At 37.2% G+C, this 24,449-nt stretch carries 13 protein-coding genes and 1 pseudogene; 1 reads left to right on the top strand and 13 read right to left on the bottom strand.

What is annotated here, in order from left to right:
• Positions 1-91 precede the first annotated feature (91 nt).
• From IAR63_RS15560 to IAR63_RS18825, 11 genes and pseudogenes are all read right to left on the bottom strand, one after another.
• A complete protein-coding gene (locus IAR63_RS15560; RefSeq protein ID WP_187705896.1) occupies positions 92-3,934 on the bottom strand; it encodes an nSTAND1 domain-containing NTPase in 3,843 nt (1,280 codons plus the stop codon).
• Positions 3,935-4,944: 1,010 nt separating this feature from the next.
• A complete protein-coding gene (locus IAR63_RS15555; protein WP_057178052.1) occupies positions 4,945-5,676 on the bottom strand; it encodes a peptidylprolyl isomerase in 732 nt (243 codons plus the stop codon).
• Between the two features lie 51 nt (positions 5,677-5,727).
• Positions 5,728-7,320, bottom strand: coding sequence for a beta-barrel domain-containing protein (locus tag IAR63_RS15550; protein ID WP_057178053.1), 1,593 nt, complete (start codon positions 7,318-7,320; stop codon positions 5,728-5,730).
• 234 nt (positions 7,321-7,554) lie between these two features.
• Positions 7,555-10,281 (bottom strand): peptidase domain-containing ABC transporter, encoded by a 2,727-nt coding sequence (locus IAR63_RS15545; RefSeq protein ID WP_187705895.1) that lies wholly within the window; start codon positions 10,279-10,281, stop codon positions 7,555-7,557.
• Positions 10,282-10,330: 49 nt separating this feature from the next.
• Entirely contained in the window at positions 10,331-10,783 is a 453-nt protein-coding gene (locus IAR63_RS15540) for a helix-turn-helix domain-containing protein (protein ID WP_235528963.1), read from the bottom strand.
• Between the two features lie 1,340 nt (positions 10,784-12,123).
• Positions 12,124-13,227, bottom strand: coding sequence for a T3SS effector HopA1 family protein (locus IAR63_RS15535; protein WP_057178057.1), 1,104 nt, complete (start codon positions 13,225-13,227; stop codon positions 12,124-12,126).
• 24 nt (positions 13,228-13,251) lie between these two features.
• On the bottom strand, positions 13,252-14,421 hold the full coding sequence (locus IAR63_RS15530) for a phosphotransferase (protein ID WP_057178058.1): 1,170 nt from the start codon (positions 14,419-14,421) through the stop codon (positions 13,252-13,254).
• Positions 14,422-14,706: 285 nt separating this feature from the next.
• Positions 14,707-19,419: an nSTAND1 domain-containing NTPase gene (locus IAR63_RS15525; protein WP_187705894.1), complete on the bottom strand. Its 4,713-nt coding sequence runs from the start codon at positions 19,417-19,419 to the stop codon at positions 14,707-14,709.
• 329 nt (positions 19,420-19,748) lie between these two features.
• Positions 19,749-20,432 (bottom strand): GUN4 domain-containing protein, encoded by a 684-nt coding sequence (locus IAR63_RS15520; protein ID WP_057177398.1) that lies wholly within the window; start codon positions 20,430-20,432, stop codon positions 19,749-19,751.
• Between the two features lie 87 nt (positions 20,433-20,519).
• On the bottom strand, positions 20,520-21,113 hold the full coding sequence (locus IAR63_RS15515; RefSeq protein WP_187705893.1) for a DUF1822 family protein: 594 nt from the start codon (positions 21,111-21,113) through the stop codon (positions 20,520-20,522).
• A gap of 254 nt (positions 21,114-21,367) precedes the next feature.
• Positions 21,368-21,487 (bottom strand): annotated as a pseudogene (locus IAR63_RS18825) (ATP-binding protein); the annotation flags it as partial.
• A 244-nt stretch (positions 21,488-21,731) separates the two neighbouring features.
• On the opposite strand from IAR63_RS18825, the gene IAR63_RS15510 reads away from it, so the two are divergent.
• Positions 21,732-22,055 carry a hypothetical protein gene (locus tag IAR63_RS15510; RefSeq protein ID WP_187705892.1) on the top strand — a complete coding sequence of 108 codons (324 nt, stop codon included), beginning with the start codon at positions 21,732-21,734 and terminating at the stop codon, positions 22,053-22,055.
• Between the two features lie 261 nt (positions 22,056-22,316).
• Here IAR63_RS15510 and IAR63_RS15505 read toward each other — a convergent pair whose 3' ends face one another.
• Both IAR63_RS15505 and IAR63_RS15500 read right to left on the bottom strand, forming a co-directional pair.
• Positions 22,317-23,420 carry a DUF1822 family protein gene (locus tag IAR63_RS15505; RefSeq protein WP_187705891.1) on the bottom strand — a complete coding sequence of 368 codons (1,104 nt, stop codon included), beginning with the start codon at positions 23,418-23,420 and terminating at the stop codon, positions 22,317-22,319.
• A 105-nt stretch (positions 23,421-23,525) separates the two neighbouring features.
• Complete coding sequence (locus IAR63_RS15500; protein ID WP_187705890.1) at positions 23,526-24,338, bottom strand: hypothetical protein; 813 nt, start codon at positions 24,336-24,338, stop codon at positions 23,526-23,528.
• Positions 24,339-24,449 lie beyond the last annotated feature (111 nt).

Below are 24,449 nucleotides of genomic sequence, written 5' to 3'. Positions count from 1 at the left end.
AAATCCGGACTTTAGACTAAAAGCATAAGTAGAAACCCTGACTAAAATTCCGGCTTGTGCTACCCCAGGGGTAAGTTTAAGGAAGCAGGCTTTATTGATCACACAAGTACCTATCCTCTACTGGTACTAGATTATCATGACGGAGATAATTCCTAACTCTATTGCAAACCTTTTGAAGAAGTGAGTTCACATTTATATCACTTATATCACTTATATCCCATATTTTTATGGTATTGTCATAACTAGCAGAAACCAAGGTTTTGCCATCTGGGCTTATTGTCACACTATTAACCGAGGATTGATGCCCAGTGACAGTGTGTTTCTCCCTTCCCGTAGCCATATCCCATATTTTTATGGTATTGTCATAACTAGCAGAAACCAAGGTTTTGCCATCTGGGCTTATTGTCACACTATTAACCGAGGATTGATGCCCAGTGAGAGTGTGTTTCTCCCTTCCCGTAGCCATATCCCATATTTTTATGGTTTTGTCAGAACTAGCAGAAACCAAGGTTTTGCCATCTGGGCTTATTGTCACACTATTAACCGAGGATTGATGCCCAGTGAGAGTGTGTTTCTCCCTTCCCCTAGCCATATCCCATATTTTTATGGTATTGTCTAAACTAGCAGAAACCAAGGTTTTGCCATCTGGGCTTATTGTCACACTATTAACCCCGAATAGATGCCCAGTGAGAGTGTGTTTCTCCCTTCCCCTAGCCATATCCCATATTTTTATGGTATTGTCTAAACTAGCAGAAACCAAGGTTTTGCCATCTGGGCTTATTGTCACACTATTAACCGAGGATTGATGCCCAGTGAGAGTGTGTTTCTCCCTTCCCGTAGCCATATCCCATATTTTTATGGTATTGTCATAACTAGCAGAAACCAAGGTTTTGCCATCTGGGCTTATTGTCACACTATTAACCGAGGATTGATGCCCAGTGAGAGTGTGTTTCTCCCTTCCCGTAGCCATATCCCATATTTTTATGGTTTTGTCTAAACTAGCAGAAACCAAGGTTTTGCCATCTGGGCTTATTGTCACACTTGTAAACCCGGATTCAGTTGTAGTTGATCTTAGTGAATATTCAAAGTCAGATTGCAGTATACGTTGCAAAGAGCTACTTATATATAAGAATTCACCCGGTTTATCACGAACAATTACCCCAGCCTTTATAGCGATTGGTAACGCTTCTGACCATCTATCTTGTGCCAACAGAGACCAACTCTCCTGATCTAGATATCTGGCTTGATTAATTTCAGCTTGATTTTTTTGGTGCACTGCTGTTACCCCTAAAGCAACACTGACTACTACTGCTACTATGGAACCTGCAGTAATTCCCCAGGCAGTCATCATTTCTCTCTTTTGTTTTGCTTTTTCTTGCTGTAAGATGCGATTTTTTTCTTGAATACTCTCTTCTATAAACTTTCGCTCGTTAATTAAATCTTCTGGACGCTCTTTCAATCTTTCTTCTGCTTGAACCAGCATTCCTCCTCGTAACAATAATTCTGTATCTCGTTCTGTTGATTCCCATTGTTGTCTTATAACTCTTAATCTCTCTTGCCAAGCTCTAAATTCTCGGTTGCTATCTATCCAATTCCTTAGTTCCCCCCAGTTACGAATTAATGCTTCATGTGCTACTTCTACTGTTTCTTGCTCTGATGTATTTGCACTAGTTACCACCAATCTAGTGTCTGCCATTTTATTCACTAATGACCAATTTTCTTCCCCAATTTCGGCTTTCATTGCTATGCGTCTTGTATCTTCTGCTCCTTCACCTGGGCGTACTAATTGAATAAAAATCCGTTGGACTTTTTCCTTTTCTTCCGGTCTCAATTGGTTATATTGGTCATCTGCATATCGGGACAATGCTCCCTCTACTTTTCCTATTTCTTCATAAATCTTATGAGTTAATTCTACACCTTGGGTTGACTCCCATAATTTGGTTAGGGCAAACTCTAGCAATGGTAAGTTTCCTGTTTGCTGTTTCACATCGCTCAATATTGTTGCTGCTAGTCCCCCTTCAAAAGATACTCCTAATCTTTCTGCTGGTCGAGTAATTACTTCTGTTAATTCTTGCTCATTCATAGCTAGGATTTTAATATCTGTTTTTCGCAAAATATCTCCAAAGGGTCTATAGGAAAGAGCATGGGAAAGAAAGTCAGCACGCATGGTGATTAACAGAAATATCTGACTACTAGGGGTAAAACTTTTTAGTAAACAGTCTAAGAATTTATGCCGAGTTTTGTCGTCTCGACACAGGGTATAAATCTCTTCAAATTGGTCTGCTATAATTAATACTCGACGATTATAATTCCGTTGTTGTATATGGGTAAAAACGTCAGATAAAGGCATTTCCTGTTCTAGATTGGTAGCAAGATTCCTCGGTTGCACAATCTTTTCTGTATCGTTTAATTCTGGAGCATAAAGTGGTACTAAAGCTCTAGATAAAGCAAGAAAGAGATCTTCTCCTGGTCGAAAATAAGTAAATAGCCAGTTTCCTTGTTTCTCTAATCTGGGGACTAATCCAGCTAGAACCAGGGAGGATTTACCGCTGCCAGATGCACCTATTAGGGGGATAATATTTGGTTGTTCCGTACTATTTTGTTGTATGGCATTATACAAATCTTCAATAAAGATTTCTCGCCCGAAGAAAAATTCCGCTTCTTGTGGTCCAAAGTGAAATAGTCCTTGATAGGGGCACTGGGATTTATCATTTTGTCTGTGATAGAAATAATTATGAATTTTGATGTTTTGGCGACTTATATATACTTGTCTCTTTTTACTCCAAGTGAATTCCTCCGACTGTGTATTTGAATAACAGATTATAGGCAACCATGTAGCACCTGGAAAGTCTTTGTTTTCTCTATAAGCAATGTCGTTTTTGGCTAGATCTACTGCTATAGATAGGCAATTATTTTCCTGGACAAAACGGCATAGAAATCTTTCGAAAAACTCTCGAGCAAATTCGTCTGGTACTGGCTCTTTCATGACTATTACAGCTGGTATGCCTACCTCTTTTGTTAAAAAGTCTGCTATTTTTAGTCCATCACAGGAGTTGAACAGGGCTATTTTTAACCCTTTTTCAGTTGCTTGGATGAGATCGCTCTTAAAATCTCGGATAATTGAGTTTTCTTGTTCAAACTGGATTGTGCCTCCATCTTTACTGCTACTATGTCCCGAGTAAAATAGAATATCGTAGCTGTCGTTAATTAGTAGTTGATGAAATTCCCGTTGTTCTGTAACATTTTTAAGAATAACTGTTGCGCCATTAGGTTCACATATTTTCAGAAGTTCATTGGCTTCATGAGACTGACTGGATGCTAGTTCCCCTTGATGACCACCAAAAATAGCCAGGATTTTTGGTGCTTTTGAAGTGAATAAGTTGGCATGAGTAGGTTTATTCGTATGGTCTTTTGATAAAATAAAAGTTATATCATAATTGTGATTACTAATATGGGTATTAAAATAATGTCCCCACGGTAGTCTGCGGAGAATATCATTATCTTGTTGGCTACTTTCATTGAGGTTATCTGAAAAATTTAGGTGAATACGAACTAATTCTCGATTTTGTGAAGAAATTCTTCTTTCAATTAGGTTCTTATCAATTAGGTTCTTAATTAGGTTCTTAATTAAAGTACTAATGTTTTGGGTTTCTAACCACTGTTCGTACTCGTCTTGTATGTTTGCTTTGGCAAGTTTCCACTCTTCTGTATTTATACTAGTTTCTTGATTGGGTACATCAGAAATTTTACGCGTTGTATAACTGTGCAAAATCCGTTGCCATTTTCTATAGAAATTTGGTATATTGATATTCTTTCTTATTTTTATCTTCTCTATAGTAGACAGTGTTTCCGTTGCTCCATCAGTCATGATCTCTGTAGTAAAACCATCGGAGAAGTTACCATTTAATACTCGTAATACAATGTTTATAGCCATAGGATTATAAGTGAGGTAGGTAGATTGAAATGTAAGTCTAACCGAGAACAACACAACTTAGCAAGTTTACTTACAAAAATTTAACAATTATGTACAAAAGTTATGAGGTATAAAGAAGGGTAAACTCAATTGCTATCGGAGATGTCTATTTATGGTTATAGGGCTTTTGACCCGCCACCACCTGAACCCTGGGGAAAGAGATCAAAAAAAAAGACATAATTGTGTTAACTATATCCTGAAAAACAAAGGTGGTTGATACGATGTTATGGGGAAATGCGGACATAATCAATGAAGTTACAGTGTTTAGTCAGTAAAAAGAGACATAATTGTATCAGTTAGATGAATTTTAAAGTTGCTCAACCTCTTGTCATTGTTGGAGAGTTAGGAAATAGTAATAGTCGTAGGGAAAAGAACAGCATAAATCTGATTACCTCAAAGTGAAACTTATTCCAAGGGGAAACAAAAATGGCTAATATTACTATTTCTGACTTACGCACTACTGACTTACGTCTCTCTGATTCTGAAAATTATCTGAATGATTTGACAGATGACGAACTTAAAACTTACGGAGGTTCGACAAAATCAAGTTCTAGTTATATTTGTAAGTACTTTGGTAGTAATTCCTCATCATGTGCGTATGCGAAGGCAAAGGAAAAAGGACTTTGGTAGTAATTCCTCATCATATACGTATGGGAAGGCAAAGGAAAAAGGAGTCACCTAGTTTAGATAAAAGAAATACTAGTACCAGGGTTTTGGATACTTAGTACTACTTATTTTTAGTATTAGGCGTGTAACAATATTTGTCAAGGCAAGTATTATTACATACCTATTTTTTTATTGGTTATATCTAACTCATCCCAAAAGAGCTTGTCCCGGTGATTTTTTTCTGTCCCTCGATTTACTGACTATTTAGCGATCGCTCTTCTCTTGAGTCTAAGTAGGGAGGCAAAATTATTTGTAGGATGGGTTAGCGATTTATGTTTAATTCCACCCACCCACTTAAACTGCAGTTAGAAATAAGTTACTGTGATTTTGTTCTTTTGATTTATTACCCACTCGCCAAATAACTCTGACCAAATTTGATAGCGCAACTGATCATTTAACTCTGCTTGAATAATTTCCTCCACTAAAATCAAATGCATGCCCTTGGAAGTCACAATCGGTTTAAGAACCTCTGGTGGTGTGGCTGCAAAAACAGCAGCCGAAATCTCTGACTTCAAATCTTTACGGGACAATATTCCTCGATATCCCCCTTTTCGGCGTAATTCTTTATCTTCAATATACTTGTGAGCTACATCATAAAAGCTGATTTCTTCTTCCTGAATAGAATAGAATAATTCCATGGCTAAATCTTCATCCTCTAACACCACTTCATACATCACAACCCCAGCATAATCTAATTGATTTTCATAAAAGTAAGGCTCAACTTTATCGGCAAATAGATGAGTGGTCAACTTCTGGGAAATAATGGTAAAGTGGGCAATTTCTTCTAAATCATCTATAGATAGATGGTGTTTATCTAGCCAAGCAAAGGTTTCTTGTGCGCCATGAAGTTTCTGAAGCGCTCTAATAGTATCTGCTGCTTGCTGGAGTTCCTCGTTATCCACAGTTATCCCAGCTTCTGTAGCTGCATCACTAATAATTCGGTGACTAAGAATGGACTGGATTAAATCGGGTATTTGAAGAGATAGCTTAACTTGTTTGAGAATATCTTCAGCAGTAATAGTAGTAGATTGCAACATGATTTATTTTTCCTAAAAAAACTACAAAATCAAGAGATTGCTAAAAGTTTTCTAAAATTCTAAACCTCCTTTTTGTAACTTCTTAAATGGATCAATAATAAAATCAATAACGCGACGCTGACGTACAACCACCTCAGCTGTAGCTGTCTGTCCGTAACGTAAGGGAATACAGCGATTGCTAGTATTAATACAAGTTTGATTTAACTGAATTTCTAGTTCATAAATTGCTATTGCCCCCTGAGCTGTTTCTTGCACTTTAGTAGTGGGGGAAATCTTGATTAAACTTCCGTTAACTATCCCATTATCCTGAAAAGGATAAGCATCAAACTTCATCTTAACTGGCATTCCTTTACGTAATGAACCACTTTCTGTAGTTGCCATTTGTGCTTTCAATAAAATATTCGCTGTGTGGGGCACTATTTCTACAATCATTGCTCCTTGTTGTACCACATCTCCTACCCCAGTAATCCCCAAATTAAAAATAGTACCGTCTACTTGGGCTGTAACAACTCGTTTCTTTAACTCAAGTTTCAAAGAATCAATTTCTTTCTCTGTTTGCATCAGGTCAGATTCGAGACTGTTAGTTTGGCCATTCAAATTTTTTAGCTGTTCTTGAATTTTAGACAGGGATATTTCTCCAGCATGAGTAAGGGTTTGAAGACTATTCTCTTGCTCGGTTAAACGCAACTCTGCTTGCTTAATATCTGCTTTCCCTTGATTAACAATTCTCTCATGAATCCTGTTTTGTTCAATTAATCGCAAATTTGCTTGCTTCATGTCCGCTTGACTTTTTTTTAAAATAATCTGCTTCTCATTGGCGATACTTTCCTGTTCAACGACCCGAACTTGCGCTACCACACCCTTACGGAAAAGATCTTGGTAACGTTCGACTTCTCCCAAGGCTTTTTGTAACTGGATTTGTGCTAAATCATAAGCTGTGTTGCTATCCTCTAACTGTTGTTTGGCTTGAGCAACTTGGGTCAGTTTTTCCTGTTCTTGCAAATTGTATGTTATCTTAAGAGACTGAAAGTTTTGTCGTGCTTGTTCTACTTGAGATAGTTTCTCTAATTGTTGGGACTGATTTTGCCGTTCTTGAGTACGCAGTTCAGTCTCTAGCTGGTTTTTTTGTTCCTTTAGTACATTGAGCCGATTTTTTTGACTTTGTAGTTGAATTTGCAGTTGAGTCATTCGGTCACGAATAGGGAGACTGTCCAGTTCCATTAAAATATCCCCAGCTTTTACAGTGCTTCCTTCTTTAACCTTTAGTATTTCAACTTTAGCTGTTTGGGAATTAAGAGCAGCAGATGTATGGGTTAAATTTAGCTTTTGCTTAATTGTACCACCTTGCGGTTCTAACCTTCCTCTAGCAGTACCCGTTTCATCTACCTTAGACAACATTCCCCAGGGTAAGGCGATCGCCATAAAAGCGATTAAAAAATAGAAAAGTCCTCGAGTCCATCGCTGAGGTAATGCGTCCAACAGTTCATTTGTGGCAAAAGACGAATCTACCGGAGAATTTAGGTTGTTTGCTGGTAGATTTTGGTCGATAAAAGGACTAGATTCATCTGGTAAACTTACTAAGTTTGTGTCTAAACTTTGGTCGATGTTCTTTTGGTGTTGGGTAATATCATTAAACTGTGGCATGGCCTTAATTATTCCAAGATTTACTAGGTTAAGTTCTAGGTTGAGTTTTAGTTGTCGACTTAGTCTAGGTGGGTGAGTGGAATTAAATATAAGATGAACGTAGGTTGGGTTAAAGTATGAAACACAACGCCCACACGGGTCTCGTTACTCGACCCATCCTATAAATAATTGTGCCTCCCTACTTACCCAAAGCTATTCAACATTTAGAGATGACCATCAATCCCAGAGGGAAAATTAATTAATTTGCTGCTGATTTAAATAGTAGTAATGTCCTTTTTTTGCCATTAACTGCTCGTGGTTTCCTTGCTCGATTAATACTCCTCTATCTAAAACTAAAATAACATCAGCATTTCTAATAGTAGATAGGCGATGGGCAATAATTAATGTTGTGCGGTCTTTAAGAATTCTATTCAAATTAGTCTGAATAATTCGCTCTGACTCCACATCCAAGTGGGAAGTTGCCTCATCAAAAACTAACAGACGAGGATTACCCAATAAAGCCCTAGCAATGGCTAATCTTTGCCTTTGACCACCAGACAATAACCCCCCACCTTCACCAATCTGGGTTTCATAACTCATGGGTAATTTTTGAATAAATTCGTCAGCACCTGCTATTTGAGATGCTTCAATAATTTCCGCCTGAGTTGCAGAAGGTTGGGCTAGAGTCAAGTTTTCCCGAATTGTGCCACCAAATAAAAAAGTATCCTGGTCAACAACACCGACTCTTTGACGCAAGGAAGGTAAAGAAATGCTATTTATGTCATGACCATCAATTAAAATCTTCCCATCTGTAGGGGGATACAGCCCCAAAACTAACTTAGAAATTGTGGTTTTTCCTGAACCAGAACGCCCGACCAAAGCTACAGTCTGTCCAGCTTTGATTTCAAAACTGAGATTCTCTAAAATATTCGTTTCGCTCTCTGGATGGTATCGAAATGTGACTTTGTCAAAAATAATATCTCCTCTTAAATCTGTCAAATAATAGCGAGACTGAGATTGGAAATCTTCCTCCGGTTCAGTATCAATTACATCATTAATTCGCTCTATTGCAATAATTACCTCCTGAAACTCATTCCATAGAACTGTTAACCGCTGAAAAGGGTTTATTACATTGCCAATTAACATATTAAAAGCTACCAACTGGCCGATAGTTAATTCTCCTTTAATCACTAACCAAGCTCCAAACCAAAGTAACCCAGTAGTTACTAAAGACTCGATGGTTAAGCTAAATACTTGGAGTCGGTTACTAATAATCTGACCGGAAAAGTTTTTCCGAATTGACTTGTTGAGGAACTCTTCCCAACGCCAACGTACCACCTGCTCAATTGCTAGAGATTTGACGGTGCGTACGCCAGTTAGAGATTGGATCAGATAACCACTTTCTTCGGTTACAGCTGAAAATATTTCTCGAGATATCTTTTGGAGGAACGGAGTAGCAATGAAAGCAAGTAAGAAAAAGGGTGGGACAATAACTAGTGCTAGTAAAGCCATCTTCCAGCTATACCAAAACATAAGCCCCACATAGATAAAGACGGTGAGTAAATCTAATACAATAGATAGGGCTTCACCTGTTAGAAATCTCTCAATCTTCCGATTTTCCTGCACTCTAGCCATGATATCCCCTACGTAGCGAAACTCAAAAAACTGCAGGGGTAATCGGAAAGTGTGAGTAATAAATCCCACAATCATGGATAAATGTACTTTGTTGGCAGTATGGTCAAGAAAATATTGTCGCAAGCCGGTTAAAGCAACCCGAAATAAACCAAAAATGACTAACCCTAATCCCACAGCTGTTAAAGTTAATGTACTCCTTTGAACAACAACCCGGTCGAGAAGTAGCTGGGTAAATAATGGGGTAATTAGTCCGAAAATTTGAATTACGACGGAAGCAATAAATACTTCCACCAATACTTGGCTATGAGGACTAGCTAAATTAAAAAACTGCCAGAATGGGGTGGTCTGATTTTTGAGTTCCTTGATTAAAGCTGTTGGTTTTAGGAGTAATGTGTAACCTTGCCATCCCGCTCTAAATTCTTGGTAAGTTAAACTACGTTGACCAATAGCAGGGTCAGCAACAATTACTGTATTAGGAGTGATCTCATAAACTACTATGTAATGTTTGCCTTCCCAGTGAGCGATCGCGGGTAATTGTCTACCCAATTCGTTCATACTTGCTTTTTCGTTTTCGTGAATTCTTGCTTTTACTGGTCTAGTGGAAAATCCAATACTTTCTGCAGCAGCGGATAATCCCCGTAGGGAAGCTCCATTGGCATTTACATTAGCAATATCTCTAATGCGGTTGACACTAAACTTTTTACCCCAGTAACAGGCAACCATCACTAAACAAGCTGCACCACAGTCAGAAGCGCTTTGTTGCTCAAAGAAAGGATAGCGTTTAGTAATACGCTGCCATAAATGAGTAACTCGCTGAGCAGGGCTGGGGAAATAGGCCTTGTTTACTTTTTGCTTGTGTATTGGATTGTAAGTAGTTGTGTCTGATTCAACAAAGTGTTCGGGGTTTTTCTTTCCAGATAAATCTGGTTGAGTATTGATGGAAAATTTGGTTTTTTGTTCATTATCTTTAGCTATAGCTAAATTGTATAAATAATCTCTGAATCGGTAATTTTTATGAATGATAGAGCGCAAAACTTTACCAGGAATATAACACAGCTCTACTTCGGTCGAAACTGTGACAGCATAATCTAAAAAATTGGATTCAGGAAATAAAGTACATTCCCCAAATAGTTGATCATGCTCTAGGGTGGTAATTAAGTCTCGACTACTGTTAACCAGTCTTACTTTACCAGTAATCAAAATATAGAAGCCATCGGATGCTGAGATATTTTTCAAAAACAGACCTCTTTCAGGTTTTTTTAATTCAGCCGCCCTAAGTAAACTGGCTAACTCCTTTTCTGATAAAAATTCACCGATTAGACGAGATAGATGTTCTTTGGTAGTCATTTTTCTATGAATAGTGGGTCAAAATTTTAATTAGTTAAGAAAACGCCAACTATGAGGGAAGATCCCTAATCACAATACTGCTTTTGTTACTCAAGTTTTTAGTCTCTGATTGTGGGGGATCGTTTTTTTCAGGGTTATTCTTTGACTTTTGTCTGGTAGATAAGCCCATTTGTTTGAGCAGTCTGTTAATATGGCGATCGCTTATTTTAATTCCCATTTCTGCTTCTAAGTGTTCACTTAATTTTTTAGCTGTCCACTGTGAAGCATTATAAGTAAAATCACGATTAGGCACTTTTACTTCTTTAGGGCTTTGAGAGAGTAACTCTCTCAACCGGTCTAAGCATCGATCATCTACAATTTGGGGTCTGCCAATTAAGTTACTGTTCCACTGATGAGCTTGACCAGACTTGGCAACGTTTATCCAATAGCGTGCGGTACTATGGGAACAACCTAATTCTTGGCAAATTTGGGTTTGGGTTTTACCCTGATCTGCAAGCAACATAATTTTAATCCTCTGAAAATGCTGCTTGGACAAGTTTAGTTTAAGGTTTTTTTCTAGATGTTTTCTCTGAAAGGGACTGAGAAATCGACCAGAGTTATTGGGAAAATTAATATCAGTTTCAGACGATTTCATAGGATAATACTCGCTTAGCCTTAGTAGGAGAGTATTTTGGAGAGCCTACGACTGGCTATACTGAGTATTGTATATGGCATAGTGGCATCAACCATCCCGGAACCAGAGCTAGTTTGTGCTAAAATAGAAGATAATTTAGGAATAAAGCAATCAGTGGCTAAAATTCCACATGCACCAAGAGCGCAAGCAATAAAAATAAGGGTTATATGGCTATTCATCAGAATTACACCTCTTTTTTGACCTCTAAATCTATGTAGTATGAAACAGGTCTATTTTTTTGAGTAACCAGCTTTTTTTTAAAATAAGTACAAATTTCGTATTTAAGTATTATTAAATGCTCGTATTTTTACGCCCTCAACCACAGGCGATCGCATAATTCTAGAGGACAAAATCATTAGTTCTACTACATCGGTTCTATATTTTCTATATTTTAATACTCTTTTTTAGCCAACGTATTCTAACTGGAGTTTAGACTAAAGAGCGATCGCTCTTTAGTCAGTAAATCGAGGGATATCTGTTGTAACACACACTTCCATAACAGAAAATGAAAAAAGCACAACCAAATTTAATATAACCCCTACGAAACGAATTGGAATAGGTTTCACCTTGAGGTAATCAGATTTATGCTGTTCTTTTCCCTTCCCTCTCTATTGTTTTTACCTTACCTGCGGGGAGGACAAACTGTTGGCCGCAAAGGTAAAGGTCGTCTGGAAGCACCTGTTATAGAGTTGATTTCTGACTCTGTAATTTCATTAAGATAATTTTCAGAATCAGAGAAAAAATCTACACCAGCAGGACGTAAGTCGGAAATACTAATATTAGCCATTTTTGTTTCCCCTTGAAATAAGTTTCACTTTGAGGTAGTCAGATTTACTTTGTTCTTTTCCCTACAACTATTACTATTTCCTAACTCTCTAAAAATGACAAGAGGTTGAGCAACTTTAAAATTCATCCAACTAACACAATTATGTCTCTTTTTACTGACTAAACAATGTAACTTCATTTAGATTATGTCCGCATTTCCCCATACCTTCGTATCAACGACCTTTCTTTTTCAAGATATAGTTAATACAATTATGTCTTTTTTTTTGAATCTCTCTTTCCAGTGTTCGGGTGGTGGCGGGCCAAAAAAATAGCCCCATGACTCAATGAGGCTAAAATCTACGGATGAACCAATCGCTCTTTGATTCCGGTATAGGCGACTAATATCAGTCAGCCAACTCTAATTTCTGATAAATATCCTCAGAATCAGCATTTAAATAGGGACGCTGCCAATCAATCCCCAACCCAGAAAACTGCTCGGAAATAGCATTAATCCGACCCACCGCAGAATTGTCCTCCTGTTGCCAAGCCATCAATAAACCATGGGCTATAATCTGACACCGATTCATGCCAAAACTCTCCTCACTGCCAAACTTTTTGTCTGGTTCTTCTGCCAAGCCTAAACCCGGTGCTAACTCAAGGGTAAACAAAGGTGTTTCTTGCTTAAAAACAGACTGATTCTGCTGGTAAACATCACTCACAACTTGCCTTACTAATTTATAATCTTGTTTGCCGAAATAAAGCACTCCAGAATCATATCGTTGATAATCAGCTGAATTATATAAGGTCTTAAAACTAAAGGGAATGCCCATCTCATTTAACTTTTCAGTTAACCCAGCCATCACAGCCACCGCACCTTCAGGAGTAACATTAAAATAGATTCGCACCATGGCTTCCTCTCTTTGTAAACCAGCATTACCCACTGCCATATAAAAGCCATTTTGCACTAAATTCTTGGGCATCAAAATTGATACAACATCACCCACTACTGCAGATTTTTCATACTCTGGAAGATGCTTGTCACGTTGGATATGTAATCGCAAACCACCCTTAGTTACAGCCACACTGCCATCGGTTTCCTCTCTCAAAACAGACCAACCTGAATCAAAATAACCCTCTCCTTTATTCGCTTTGTCTAACTGCAAATAAAATTCCATCGATACACCAGCAAAACTATTATTCTCCAAATCTAATTGCTGATGCTTATTCCCATCACCTAATGCTTGTGATTTTTGTATCGACCCATTGTAATAAATGCTGTAAAGAAAACCTCGCAATTGTAATATTATATACTTTTCTTGTATATGCTTTGGTAAAGCCTGAATGCGAGACAACATATCCGTAGGCATTTCCCATGGTTCATAGTTAGGATGACGAATCGAAAAATCAGCAGAAATTTCGACATTTTCCACAATATCTAACAAAACTTCCTTTAACCGGGTTCCAATTTCAGAAGTTAATTGATGAGATTGAGAATTAAGTAATGACATAATTTTTCAAAATACTCAAGGATATTAAAGTTTGCCAACAACAGAAGAATTCATCTGATTTAACTGAGTAGCAGTATTCCCAAAAATCGTGGGCATTGATGATTCAGGACGACATAACAAAGCCTTGGCTACCTGAAGCATAGCAATTCCAGTATTATTAAAAATTTTTTGATACTGAACCATTGCTAAAATTGCAGTAATTAAAGAAAACCCTGCTACCTGGACTACTTGCTTTAAGAAATTAGGACGGTATTGTAATATTTCTGGGAAAGTTTCTAAATAAGCTAACGTTAACCTCCCCATAGATGGCTGAAGTAATTCTAGTGGAGTAGTTGCTAGTCGCAAAGACTCTTCAATACTGAGCGAATTACTAATTACCAAACTACCTAACCAAATTTGCAGATAACTGGCGATCGCCATTCCCAAATCAAATGCTGGATCTCCCCAATCAGACCTTTCCCAATCTATCAAACGGACCACATTTTCATTCACATCTTTCCAATTTTGATTTAAAAGAATGTTATTCAACTTCAAGTCATTGTGAGTTAGACAAATAGGAGAAATAGTTCTACTTAAGAGCTTAACTGCTTCTGCCAAGCTATCATATCGTTGATAAAGCGCAAAAAACTTTAATCCACCCATGGGGGCCAGTCCAAAAATTTCTGGCCCTATCCGTTCCAAACTATCTAGTAATAGTGGGGATACCTTGGGTTTTCCAGCAAATTCTTCTTGGGCAAAAAATTCTCTATAAATACTTTTATTCCAGGTTTCACGGTGAATTATCGCCAAACAACTGCCAATTTGAGCAGCAACCTGAGTAGGAAAGACATTGTTTTTAGAGTAGAATTCTCCTAAATCCTGATAATTATCCAGATAAGTAGAAACTAAAATTGAGTTCTCAGCATCGTAGAGCAGTAATTCTGGCAGAAACCTACGCCAATGGTCTAATTCAGGAAAGTTCTCCAGAAAGCTGGGGATTCGCCATTCCCCAAAAAACTCGCCTACCGTTTCCTTTTCTAAATTAATAAATTGTTCTTGTTTTACCAGCAACTTTTTCCCCCCTGGTAAAGTTACTAATAAATTAAAATTTTTAGCCTGAATCTGTTTTAATTCCAGATTTTCTACCGAGCGATCGCATAACTTACTCTTGATAAGATATTCGTTGACATTTTGAGAACTTAAGATCAACTTCATTTAAACCTGCCTTTAGATAGTTAGATAAATTGACAACCCACTAGTATTTATCTTGCTTTAACTTCTGTTAAATCCCTGACCGTATATTTTATGTATTTTCCAGTATCAGTGTTAATATACTCTATTGCATATACTACTACACTTCCTGTACACAAAATATCTTAACTTTACCTAATGTCTGGGTAGCTTTGGGTAGATCCTATAGAGTGGAAATACTTGGTGGAAAACAGAGACAGTTTCCTCGGAGGGTGTTTAGCATGGGGAATGATTTTAAGGAAGTAGGCTTTATTGATCACACAAGTACCTATCCTCTACTGGTACTAGATTATCATGACGGAGATAATTCCTAACTCTATTGCAAACCTTTTGAAGAAGTGATTTCACATTTATATCACTTATATCCCATATTTTTATGGTATCGTCTCTACTAGCAGAAACCAAGGTTTTGCCATCTGGGCTTATTGTCACACTTCTAACATCGGATAGATGCCCAGTGAGAGTATTTTTCTCCCTTCCCCTAGCTATATCCCATATTTTTATGGTGTTGTCATCACTAGCAGAAACCAAGGTTTTGCCATCTGGGCTTATTGTCACACTATTAACCGAGTCTTGATGCCCAGTGAGAGTGTGTTTCTCCCTTCCCGTAGCCATATCCCATATTTTTATGGTTTTGTCTCTACTAGCAGAAACCAAGGTTTTGCCATCTGGGCTTATTGTCACACTTCTAACATCGTATTGATGCCCAGTGAGAGTGTGTTTCTCCCTTCCCGTAGCCATATCCCATATTTTTATGGTGTTGTCATCACTAGCAGAAACCAAGGTTTTGCCATCTGGGCTTATTGCCACACTATTAACCCAGAATTGATGCCCAGTGAGAGTGTGTTTCTCCCTTCCCGTAGCCATATCCCATATTTTTATGGTGTTGTCATCACTAGCAGAAACCAAGGTTTTGCCATCTGGGCTTATTGTCACACTATTAACCGAGTCTTGATGCCCAGTGAGAGTGTGTTTCTCCCTTCCCGTAGCCATATCCCATATTTTTATGGTTTTGTCTAAACTAGCAGAAACCAAGGTTTTGCCATCTGGGCTTATTGTCACACTATAAACCGAGTCTTGATGCCCAGTGAGAGTGTGTTTCTCCCTTCCCGTAGCCATATCCCATATTTTTATGGTTTTGTCAGAACTAGCAGAAACCAAGGTTTTGCCATCTGGGCTTATTGTCACACTATTAACCCATTCTTGATGCCCAGTGAGAGTGTGTTTCTCCCTTCCCGTAGCCATATCCCATATTTTTATGGTATTGTCAGAACTAGCAGAAACCAAGGTTTTGCCATCTGGGCTTATTGTCACACTATTAACCCATTCTTGATGCCCAGTGAGAGTGTGTTTCTCCCTTCCCGTAGCCATATCCCATATTTTTATGGTTTTGTCTAAACTAGCAGAAACCAAGGTTTTGCCATCTGGGCTTATTGTCACACTATTAACCGAGTGTTGATGCCCAGTGAGAGTGTGTTTCTCCCTTCCCGTAGCCATATCCCATATTTTTATGGTTTTGTCTAAACTAGCAGAAACCAAGGTTTTGCCATCTGGGCTTATTGTCACACTATTAACCGAGTGTTGATGCCCAGTGAGAGTGTGTTTCTCCCTTCCCGTAGCCATATCCCATATTTTTATGGTTTTGTCTAAACTAGCAGAAACCAAGGTTTTGCCATCTGGGCTTATTGTCACACTATAAACCGAGTCTTGATGCCCAGTGAGAGTGTGTTTCTCCCTTCCCGTAGCCATATCCCATATTTTTATGGTTTTGTCATCACTAGCAGAAACCAAGGTTTTGCCATCTGGGCTTATTGTCACACTATAAACCGAGGATTGATGCCCAGTGAGAGTGTGTTTCCCCTTTCCCGTAGCCATATCCCATATTTTTATGGTATTGTCAGAACTAGCAGAAACCAAGGTTTTGCCATCTGGGCTTATTGTCACACTATTAACCGATTCTTGATGCCCAGTGAGAGTGTGTTTCCCCTTTCCCGTAGCCATATCCCATATTTTTATGGTTTTGTCAGAACTAGCAGAAACCAAGGTTTTGCCATCTGGGCTTATTGTCACACTTGTAAACCCGGATCTAGTAGTTGATCTTAGTGAATATTCAAAGTCAGATTGCAGTATACGTTGCAAAGAGCTACTTATATATAAGAATTCACCCGGTTTATCACGAACAATTACCCCAGCCTTTATAGCGATTGGTAACGCTTCTGACCATTTATCTTGTCTCAACAGAGACCAACTCTCCTGACCTAGATATTTGGCTTGATTAATTTCAGCTTGATTTTTTTGGTGCACTGCTGTTACCCCTAAAGCAACACTGACTACTACTGCTACTATGGAGCCTGCGGTAATTCCCCAGGCAGTCATCATTTCTCTCTTTTGTCTTGCTTTTTCTTGCTGTAAGATGCGATTTTTTTCTTGAATACTCTCTTCTATAAACTTTCGCTCGTTAATTAAATCTTCTGGACGCTCTTTCAATCTTTCTTCTGCTTGAACCAGCATTCCTCCTCGTAACAATAATTCTGTATCTCGTTCTGTTGATTCCCATTGTTGTCTTATAACTCTTAATCTCTCTTGCCAAGCTCTAAATTCTCGGTTGCTATCTATCCAATTCCTTAGTTCCCCCCAGTTACGAATTAATGCTTCATGTGCTACCTCTACTGTTTCTTGCTCTGATGTATTTGTACTAGTTACTACTAGTCTAGTGTCTGCTATTTTATTCACTAATGACCAATTTTCTTCCCCAATTTCGGCTTTCATTGCTATGCGTCTTGTATCTTCTGCTCCTTCACCTGGGCGTACTAATTGAATAAAAATCCGTTGGACTTTTTCCTTTTCTTCTGGTTTCAATTGGTTATATTGGTCATCTGCATATCGGGACAATGCTCCCTCTACTTTTCCTATTTCTTCATAAATCTTATGAGTTAATTCTACACCTTGGGTTGACTCCCATAATTTGGTTAGGGCAAACTCTAGCAATGGTAAGTTTCCTGTTTGCTGTTTCACATCGCTCAATATTGTTGCTGCTAGTCCCCCTTCAAAAGATACTCCTAATCTTTCTGCTGGTCCAGTAATTACTTCTGTTAATTCTTGCTCATTCATAGCTAGGATTTTAATATCCGTTTTTTGCAAAATATCTCCAAAGGGTCTATAGGAAAGAGCATGGGAAAGAAAGTCAGCACGCATGGTGATTAACAAAACTATCTGACTACTGGGGGTAAAACTTTTTAATAAACAGTCTAAGAATTTATGCCGAGTTTCTTCGTCTGGACACAAGGTATAAATCTCTTCAAATTGATCTGCTATAATTAATACTCGAAAGTTAGGATTCTGTTGTTGTATTTTCGGAAAAACTTTGGATATCAGTAGATCTTCTTCTTTTAAAAGCTTGGCAAGAAGGGTCTCTTGGGCTATTTTCTCTGTGGCATTTAATTCTGGAGTATAAAGTGGTACTAAAGCTGTAGCTAGGGCATAGAAGGGATCTTCTCCTGGTCGAAAATAAGTAAATAGCCAGTTTCCTTGTTTCTCTAATCTGGGGACTAATCCGGCTAGAACTAGGGAGGATTTACCACTACCAGATGCACCTATTAGGGGTATAATGTTACGTTTTTCTGGATTGGGCGTGGCATTTTGTATGGCCTCTTGGGTGGCATTGTACAATTGTTCGATGAAGATTTCTCGACCGAAGAAAAATTCGGCTTCTTGTGGTCCAAAGTGAAATAGTCCTTGATAGGGGCATTGGGATTCATCATTTTGTCTGTGATAAAAATAATTATGAATTTTGATGTTTTGGCGACTTATATATATTTGTCTCTTTTTACTCCAAGTGAATTCCTCCGACTGTGTATTTGAATAACAGGTTATAGGCAACCATGTAGCACCTGGAAAGTCTTTGTTTTCTCTATAAGCAATGTCGTTTTTGGCTAGATCTACTGCTATAGATAGGCAATTATTTTCCTGGACAAAACGGCATAGAAATCTTTCGAAAAACTCTCGAGCAAATTCGTCTGGTACTGGCTCTTTCATGACTATTACAGCTGGTATGCCTACCTCTTCTGTTAAAAAGTCTGCTATTTTTAGTCCATCACAGGAGTTGAACAGGGCTATTTTTAACCCTTTTTTCTTTGCTTCCTTGAGATCATTCTTAAAATCTCGGATAATTGAGGTTTCTTGTTCAAACTGGATTGTGCCTCCGTCTTTACTGCTACTATGTCCCGAGTAAAATAGAATATCGTAGCTGTCGTTAATTAGTAGTTGATGAAATTCCTGTTGTTCTGTAACATTTTTAAGAATAACTGTTGCGCCATTAGGTTCACATATTTTCCGAAGTTTATTGGCTTCGTCAGACTGACTGGATGCTAGTTCCCCTTGATGACCACCAAAAATAGCCAGGATTTTTGGCGGTTTTGAACTGAATAAGTTAGTATGAATAGGTTTAGATGTATGTTCTTTTGATAGAATAAAGGTTATATCGTAATTATCAGCTATATCAGATTTAATATGATCGTTGAAATAGGATCCCCACGGTAGTCTGCGGAGAATATCGTTATCCCTTTGGCTACTTTGATTGAGGGTTGGTGAAAAAATTAGGTGAATACGAACTAATTTTCGATTCTGTTTAGTGGAGGTTTTAGTTTGTTCTGTAGGAGAAATTATTTTTTCAATCAAACTACTAATCTTTTGATCTTTTAGCCATTTTTCGTACTCCGTTTGTAACTTTGTTTTGGCAGTTCTCCATTTTTCTGTAGTTATATGAGTGTCCTGAACTTCTATGGAAGAAATTTTACGGGTTGTATAGCTATGTAGAATATTTTGCCATGTGATGTAGAGATTTTGTATATTTGTATTCTCTACAATACGCTCTGATTCTTTTTTTCCATCATAAATGATATCTATATTAAATCCTTCTGAGAAGTTGCCATTTAATACTCGTAATACAATGTTTATAGCCATAGGATTATACGTGAGGTAAGTAGATGGAAATAATAGTTTAACTGAAAACAATACAAATTAGCAAGTTTACTGAGGAAAATTTGACAATTATATACAATTTATTGGGTTGTATCGTGTATATATTATGCCTAGTTATTATTAATTTGCTTACTTAATACTGACTGAATAGACTAGAGATAAAATTGACTAAGTAGGGAGGGACAATTATTTGTAAGATGGATTAGAGGTAGCGTAACCCTTGCGGGTGTTGGGTTTCATGCTTCAACCCAACCTACGTTCATCTTATATTTAATTCTACCTACCTACTTAAATAGTAAGCAGGTAAGTAGTTAAAGGTTAGAGCTTTTTAGTCTCTCAAATATGCTGGACATAATCTGTGAGCATGTGTAGTTAAACTTTGGAACATAATGTAATGATAGCCTTAGTTGTAGGTACCCCCAACCGGTTATCCAAATAATTTTAAGTAAAATAAACAAAATCACCCATAATAATAAACCCCATATACCAAATTCAGTCAAAAAGAACCATAGATTCGAGAAGATTTTCATAACCAAAAACGATAATAATGGGCTAGAGAGAATGATTACAATAAAGAAAAAAGGCCGATAATCATTTTGTGGTATTAACATGGGGAAGTGACCTTCTGGGACATTTTCTAAAGTTATATTATTATTTTCATTGTTTTCATTTTCTAAACTTTCATTCCACCCTACTTTACCGATAAAAATAGCCCACTTTTCCGAGTCATAATCTTGTGTTCCTCCTATTTCACGATAAATTTTTTGTTGCACGGAGAAACCAAATTTACCTTGGCTATATTTTAGCCATAATCTGTCAATTAGACGAAGATTTCGAGAGGAAATTTGACTAATATTTTGGAGATAAAAAGGTATTTCTTTTGTTTCATTTATAATACCAAAAATGATATTTTTTGTTTCTTGATTTGCTTGTTTCCAGTTTTGTTCCGCTAGGAGATAGCGCAGTTTATAGCATTTTTCTGTAAATGATGCCATGGGGAATTATATTTGGGTGATTTGGGTGATTTGAGTAATGATAGTCAAACGGGGTAAAAGTTAATGAAAAAATGAACAAGGAGCAAGTCAATCCTCATCAGATATTAGGTCTATGAGGTATTTAATTCGTTCCAATAGCTCCGGTTCTTGATGCCAATCCTTAAATAAACCATCTAGCCAATCTCTAAGAACAGGTGTTTTAACGGTGGGTATTTTACCAGAATGTAAAATTATATCTTCTAATAATAAATCAATACGTTTTAATGTGGAGCGGTTAAGTTCAAAACTAGTTATTTTTGGTAGAAAACCTATGATTTCCGCTGTTGTATAAGGGGTATCTATCTCAATAAATAAGTGTCCTAGTTGGGGAGGATGATTTGGCAAGACAAAATTAAAATTATCGTGCCATCTACTAATGGGGTAACATTGTAAAAACTTGTTAAAATTGGGTAAATATAAGTTTTGAGAATTGCTAAATTCGGGTTCTAGAGAACTATCAAATAGACTAGAGTCTAATTTACTTTCAAAACCCAACGTATGGAGGAAAGTTTTACCTGCTAGGAGGGCTAGGATATTCCTGTATTGTTGTTCTATCCTCGGTTGGCTTATTTCCTTTTTAGCAGCACTTTCCGCTTGCTCATGATCTTCTTTTGTGAAATTAATAGTAATAGATTTAAGCATGATAACTTTCTCAGGTAAGATTATCTGGTTTTGTCTCCTAAATATATATCGGTTAAAAATGAAGGATTTTGAGGGAATTTTTTAAAAATCTTTTTTTATACGCTTCTTAATTTAAATATAAGATGAATGTAGGTTGGGTTAAGGAACGAAACCCAACAAATCCAGGGGATATAAATGCGATTGCAAAGCACTCGCGAGATCGCCAATTAACCGTGATTATTTGAATTAACCGACACCTGGAGACTGTCCGTGGGGGAGACTAACCATGGTTGTCCATCGGTTAAATAATATGCACGTTGAATAGCTTCTGGAGTAAATATTTGTCCTGTAGCTACAAATAGTTTTGCCTCCCTACTTAGTGTGTAATTTTTTAATAAAGTTTTGCAGGGTTTAAATTTAATTAGATAAAAGTTGTATAAATAAGTTTAAGAGAGTAAATGATTAATCTAGGATTTCCAGATGATTGTGGTTAAGTTTGTAATCATAGTTACAAATTATTACGATAACTATCTATCTTGATAATTTTTAGTATAATTTGGACTGTCTCCGTTGGTATTTAATTTACATTCAGTACAATAGAAAACTAGTTAATTAAGCATAAAGTGTTTGGGGGGTAATATGCAATTACTGAATTGTTTCGCTAAATCGCTAAATTCTTGGCAGAAGAAATATTCTGTAACAGGTCAAGTCCCATTGATGGTTGGGATTTTCACTTTAGGACTAATAGCATATAATTCTAATCTTATACAAGCAAGTGAGTATAATCAACAGGTAAAAGGTCAAAAGAAGATAGAATTAACTTTAGCTGTTCATTCTGAGGAAAAGGAAGCCTGGGACGAGTTAGCTAGAATGTTGGAGGAAAAACATAAAAACATAGACTTGGTAATAAAAGAAGAGCAATACGATTTTAAAACAGCTGCGCAAAGAATAGAATCGGGCTAATTCTAAGTAAAAATGTTGATTTTCTTAATACAAGCGTATAATAGCTGCACTTATAGCAATTGTATTAAGTAGGTAGGTGGAATTAAATATGAGATGAACGTAGGTTGGGTTGAAGTATGAAACCCAACACCCCCACGGGTCTCGTTACTCGACCCATCCTATAAATAATTGTGCCTCCCTACTTAGCAATTGTATTAACCTCCAGGGATAGCTAAAATCTCAGGATTATGAGTTTTATCATCCTGAGATTTGAATTGTTGACTAAACTAGGAATTCTTGTGTAAAATTCCGGTTATTTATCTCAACACCAACACTAAACTTATCATCTAGATCTGCAAGGAATTTATACTGTATGAAAATGTTCCCCTCCTGGGATTCCACAACTTTGATAATTTCGTTGTCTGATAGATCAGTAATGGTAAGTTTTATTCCCTGGGGAAGTAAATTGGTTGGTAATTGTTGAGACTCTAGAGGAAGAACACGAATCATAATTAATAACTTCTGACTATTGGGTTTCTTCATGATTCCCACCATTAACGCCACGGGATAGTCGACATAGTCTGTTAAGTCTTTGGCAGCAATCTTAGGACAATAGATATATTGGCGATCTTCTGGTGACAATAAACTCCACAACTTCTCGCGTGACAATAACTCCCACAACTTCTCGCCTTGTTTCCAAAGTTCATTATCATCTCCTATTTTTTCAATTTTACCTTTTATTTCTTTTATTTCTTCAATTTCATCTTCAATTCCTCTGATTTTTTCATCTTCTACACTCTTGAATGTCAAGCGAAATTGTTCTCTATTTGAGTATTGGATATTGTCTAATAATGTTTGAATGTTAATCATCCAATCTTGAAAATAACCTTCCATTAATTCCCCTATAGAAATTAGAGATTTGCCAGAAACTTTATCCAAATGTTCTAGAAAGAGGTCAAGACCTTGAAAATAACTCCTTGGTAATTCTGAAACAGAAACTTGAGGAACAAACCCTATAATTTCTGCCGTTTCATAGGAGTCGTCTAACTCTATGAATAGATATCCTAATCTATCTGATTGAACCTCTTGGGGAATATGACATTTGCTTTCTGTCTTGCGGATAACTCGGCATTCTATAGATTGCTTAAAATCTGGTAAGTATAAATCTGCAATATCACCTATTTGCTGTCCTAAAAAGTTCCAGGAGAAGCCTTTGGATAAGTCATTATTAATCCCTAAAATATCCAAAAAGTTCTTAGTAGCTAAAACTACTAGGGTGTTTCTATATACTTCTTCTGCTCGCTTTTGGTTTCTTTGTTTTCGAGCAAATACATAAGCCTGTTGGCGGTATTCATCGGTTAATTCAATACTAATTGAGTTTGTCATACTTAATTCCTTCCTCACCTTTTTAGATTCTTGTTGTGCTTGGCATCGGTTTCGATATTTGGTAGATATTTATCTTTTTTCAAACCTAAATATCTGTTTAAGATATCACTCAGTTAATCTCTTGAAGCAAGTAAAGCATTCCTTCCTAATAAATTGTTTCATAGAATAGGAAGACACTTCATATTTCCGGGATAAGGTATCCCATACTGGGCCCAATTTTTCCACTTCTCCTGCTAATAATAAGTTTAAGATGCTTCTAATTACAGAATTGCAATTAGCATGAGGAGCGTTGCGAATACAGGATCTTGGACAGTTACTATTTGGCGAGTTTAGGCAATTTTCTAGTGATTCAAGCATAGCTTCAATCTCCTCTACAAAATTTCGGTTTTCAGGACTTGGTATATGAGGGGGACCGATTCTTGTTGTGTCATCAAGACTCTGTGGTTCTCTCTCTCTCTCTCTCCTTAGATCGCGAAATTTATAATCTAAATTTTTATTAAACCAAGTGAGAATGGATGATACTTGTGGATTATAGTTCTCAACAAATCTATCGAAGAACCAGATTCTAGTTCTTTGCAGACCTTCTTGGTAAATATCTGAGCTATCTGAGCTAAATGAAATTTTGCCGTATATTCCATCAGATAACTCTATCATCCTCAGAATCCAATCTATTGTTTCTACCTGGTCAGCTGAGCTTTGCTTCTGAGTGTAGACTAGCAATCTTTCACACATGTTTCTATTGGAAAGTATCTGCTTTAAATCTTGAATTGCTGCCTGTGCTTGCCGTATATAGATTAGTCTCTCCTGGTATGACATTCTACCTGTTTGCTTGGCTCTTCTAATTAATGCTTCTTGACTGCGGATATATTTTGACAGCTGGTGTTCGGCAAGGATTTGAATGAATTCTTCAAGTGTCATTATCTATGGTTTCCCCTCAAAACTAGGATAATTGAGCAGAATTATTCTGCAAAGAGAATAATCCCGCCCAGTTTAGCACAATCACTCAGCTTCAGTCAAATTTAAGACACA

The organism is Cylindrospermopsis curvispora GIHE-G1 (assembly GCF_014489415.1).
Classification (GTDB): Bacteria; Cyanobacteriota; Cyanobacteriia; order Cyanobacteriales; family Nostocaceae; genus Raphidiopsis; species Raphidiopsis curvispora_A.
Note: the sequence above shows the minus strand (reverse complement) of the source record. Positions and strands in the feature narration are given on the sequence as shown.